The following is a 3,216-nucleotide window of genomic DNA, read 5'->3' as shown; positions in this document are numbered from 1 at the left end:
GGGCGTTTGAACTCAGTCATCATTACGTTCTCCGGATTTAAGTCTGGAACGTGTCAACGCTATTCAGGACGGGTCACGTGGCACAAAAAAGCCCCGCCATCTCTGGCGGGGCAAGGCAAGGAGCTTATTAGCTATTTAATGCGGAGCGTTCGTTAATGGCGATACGCTGCGGCGCAATGGTTTCCGGCTCGTTACGGGTTAAATCAATATGCAGCAGGCCGTTGGTAAACGTCGCGCCGGAAACTTCCATATTCTCAGCCAGCGTAAAGCTCAGGCTAAAAGGCTGCATGACCAGGCCCTGATGTAACCATTTGGGCTCGTTTTCCGGCTGTTCCGGCGTACCTTTCACCGTCAGGCGCGTGCCTTCCAGTTGAATATCCAGATCTTCCTGACGGAAACCGGCTAACGCTAAGGTAATGCGATAATGGTTATCGTCGCTTTTTTCGATGTTATAGGGCGGGAAGCTCTGGCTTTCGCCGCTGTTTTGCAGCGCATTGGCCAGCTTGTCAAAACCGATCCATTGACGCAGCAGTGGGGATAAATCGTAGTTACGCATAATCATTTCTCCTTCTAAGAAGCGAGTTTTTACCTTCACACTTTACGTGCGAATATGCTCCCTGACGGCGAGCATGGGATGACAGGCCGCGCAACGCGACCCGACGGAATCAGTTAATTTCGATACGGCGCGGTTTGTTCGCTTCCGGAATCACGCGCTCCAGTTCGATATACAGCAGCCCGTTGACCAGGTTTGCGCCGCGAACGTGAATGTTCTCCGCTAACTGGAACTTACGTTCAAAGTTACGCTCGGCAATGCCCTGATACAGGTAAGTACGTTCTTTCTGCTCGTCCGCATGAGCGCCTTTTACCACCAGTAAATTATCCTGGGCAGTAATCTCCAGTTCGCTTTCCGCGAAACCGGCAACGGCAATGGCGATGCGGTAGTGGTTTTCGTCTACCAGCTCAACGTTGTACGGAGGGTAGCCGCCATTACTTTGGCTTTGGTTATTTTCAAGCAGGTTAAACAGACGGTCAAAACCAATGGCAGAACGGTACAGCGGGGATAAATCAAAGTTACGCATAATCATAAACTCCTGAAATCAGCGAGAATGTCAGACCTTCCATCATGGACAGGCCAAGATTGCCAGAACACCCATCAGGCGTGCCCTTCTATTCACTACGTCTTATAAATGGGTCTGAATACGTACTTTTCAAGTATTTTAATCCGACTTTTTTTTGCAGTTTATTGGCTATTGCATAGACTGGTTGGGACAGCACTGATTGTTAAAGTGCGATTACCGCCACAGTGCCACGTACTGGTGATGTTATTTTTAGCAACGGATCGCTATAACTCATCATGCAAATAACGACAACCAATAGATGAATGAGTGATGATAAAAAACGTGTGGTTAACGCTGATAATATGGAATGGGATGCTTTTATTAAGCGGTTGTTCAAGCGTCATGTCGCACACCGGCGGTAAAGAGGGTACTTATCCTGGCACGCGCGCCAGCGCTACGATGATCGGTAACGATGAGACAAACTGGGGCACAAAATCGTTGGCCATCCTGGATATGCCGTTTACCGCCGTGATGGATACGATCCTTCTGCCGTGGGACATCTTCCGCAAAGACAGTTCGGTAAGATCGCGCGTCGAGAAAAGCGAGGAGGAGACGAAAATGACCAATGCCGTCATCCCCCCGGCGAAGATGCCTCCTCCCTGATTTATCGCCCGGTTTCCGTCACCCATAGCTGACGGAACCCTTTCACCTCTTCCATCCATGCGACGTGTCGCCCATCCGGTGAAAAAACGACGGCGTCCGCAGACGGCGGGTTGTCGTGCCTGGCGGTTAAGAAGTCGATCCTCCCACTTTGTGCGTCGCAGCAGGCAATCCGATTTTCCAGCACCAGTCCCAGCCATTTACCCGACGGATGCCAGTTAAACGCTGACTGTACGCCGGTCGCATGATGCGTTAACTGCCGGGGCTCGCCTCCCTGCGGCGATATCAGCCACAGTTGCGCTACGCCGTTATCGTCCCGCATCAAAAAGGCGATCGCCGTAGCCTGCGGATTACTGCGGACCCAGTGGCGTGGTTCGTTAGTGAGTCCAGGATAAACACGCTGGTGAGTAAAGGTAAGACGCCGCTGAACTACGCCCAACGGCGGCGATGGCATCGTTGATTCGGTTCCCGTCAGCGGCGTGTCGCCTGCCTGTTTCCAGCCGTTTTCATGACACGGTAAATCGACAATAAACAGCTCCGGGACTTTTTGGCCTGTCAGCGACAGCGTATCGCCAATAAAGGCGATCTGGCGGTTGCCCACCCAGCCCTCTTCATAGGCGCGGTTAATGTCATCGCTGCCAGGTCTCGGCGCAGGCGTCGTGCGGCTAACCAGTACGCACCAGTGGCTACCGCTGTATTCGCGCGGATGCTGAACCGGCACCGTAACCGGCCCATACGGCGCGGCCACGCCGACATTGCGCAGATCCAGCGCCGGATCTCGCTCATGCAGAACGTGGTCATTATAGGTAAAACTCACCAGCTCGCCGTTCGGGCTAAACACATGGACGTGGCTGCCGCCGCGCAGCGCGCCGGGAGTATACGGCGCAGTAATATCCATCGCATCGAGATTAGTCACGCCTCCCGGCGTTGCAATAACGCCCCGACGGTGGTGGAAATCGTAATGCCACGTCTCATCAGGGTTTTCAGGGCCATGAATAAACACATAGTGATTGTCGGCAGGATGCACCGTCACCACACCGACATGCGCGCCCTGCACAGCGCGATAAATCACCTCCACGTCGCCGGTATGCACATTGACACGCTCAATGGTCTTGCCCGTAAATGACGCGCCTGAAGGCCGTACATCAAAGACCAGCCACTGGCTGTCAGGTGTCCAGGTATTGGTGTTGGTAAGCTGGTGATGGCGCGGCGTAAAGGTGATTTGTTTCATAGGATGTCCTGATAAGAGACGATGCTCGTCATCATACTTCACACGGGCTTCACTTTCAGGCTTTAGCGTATCATTGGGATAACCAGGCCCGATGGCGCCTCGCCACCGGGCCGTCAGGGTCTTATTTCTCCTGCGCCAGCCGGATACTGCGCTCTATCACCGCCCGCCGGGCGTCACCCGCCGGCAGTAACTTCAGCATCATCTCCCAGGCCGCCACCGCCTCGCCAAAGCGCTGCTGCTCAAAGGCGTTAAACGCATACAGGCTTA

At 53.8% G+C, this 3,216-nt stretch carries 4 protein-coding genes, 1 pseudogene and 1 other annotated feature; of the genes and pseudogenes, 1 reads left to right on the top strand and 4 read right to left on the bottom strand.

Translation table 11 applies throughout. The features are described from left to right. Positions 1-127 precede the first annotated feature (127 nt). Complete coding sequence (gene ibpB / locus ACLJRU_RS23240; RefSeq protein WP_001246919.1) at positions 128-556, bottom strand: small heat shock chaperone IbpB; 429 nt, start codon at positions 554-556, stop codon at positions 128-130. 109 nt (positions 557-665) lie between these two features. Next, positions 666-1,079 carry a small heat shock chaperone IbpA gene (gene ibpA, locus ACLJRU_RS23235; RefSeq protein ID WP_001532742.1) on the bottom strand — a complete coding sequence of 138 codons (414 nt, stop codon included), beginning with the start codon at positions 1,077-1,079 and terminating at the stop codon, positions 666-668. Then, positions 1,073-1,146 (bottom strand) — a sequence feature (ROSE (Repression Of Heat Shock gene Expression) occurs in the 5'-region of heat shock genes and acts as an RNA thermometer to modulate expression.). (Overlaps the previous gene by 7 nt.) A 242-nt stretch (positions 1,147-1,388) precedes the next feature. Here ibpA and ACLJRU_RS23230 point away from each other — a divergent pair. Continuing rightward, positions 1,389-1,721: a YceK/YidQ family lipoprotein gene (locus tag ACLJRU_RS23230; protein ID WP_001581211.1), complete on the top strand. Its 333-nt coding sequence runs from the start codon at positions 1,389-1,391 to the stop codon at positions 1,719-1,721. Position 1,722: 1 nt separating this feature from the next. Here the strand turns inward: ACLJRU_RS23230 and ACLJRU_RS23225 are convergent, their stop codons facing one another. Further along, positions 1,723-2,949, bottom strand: coding sequence for a DUF3748 domain-containing protein (locus tag ACLJRU_RS23225; protein ID WP_000809937.1), 1,227 nt, complete (start codon positions 2,947-2,949; stop codon positions 1,723-1,725). A 121-nt stretch (positions 2,950-3,070) separates the two neighbouring features. Further along, a pseudogene (locus tag ACLJRU_RS23220) lies at positions 3,071-3,216 on the bottom strand (cytochrome C biogenesis protein); the annotation flags it as partial.

This window comes from Salmonella sp. SAL00653, from assembly GCF_046552515.1.
In the GTDB taxonomy this organism is placed as follows: Bacteria; Pseudomonadota; Gammaproteobacteria; order Enterobacterales; family Enterobacteriaceae; genus Salmonella; species Salmonella enterica.
The sequence above is the reverse complement of the archived record's forward strand: the minus strand, read 5'-3'. Positions and strand labels throughout refer to the sequence as shown.

Bases quoted from the DNA above. Each gene is read 5' to 3' on its own strand.
- ibpB (WP_001246919.1), bottom strand. From the start codon at position 556: ATGCGTAACTACGATTTATCCCCACTGCTGCGTCAATGGATCGGTTTT.
- ibpA (WP_001532742.1), bottom strand. From the start codon at position 1,079: ATGCGTAACTTTGATTTATCCCCGCTGTACCGTTCTGCCATTGGTTTT.
- ACLJRU_RS23230 (WP_001581211.1), top strand. From the start codon at position 1,389: ATGATAAAAAACGTGTGGTTAACGCTGATAATATGGAATGGGATGCTT.
- ACLJRU_RS23225 (WP_000809937.1), bottom strand. From the start codon at position 2,949: ATGAAACAAATCACCTTTACGCCGCGCCATCACCAGCTTACCAACACC.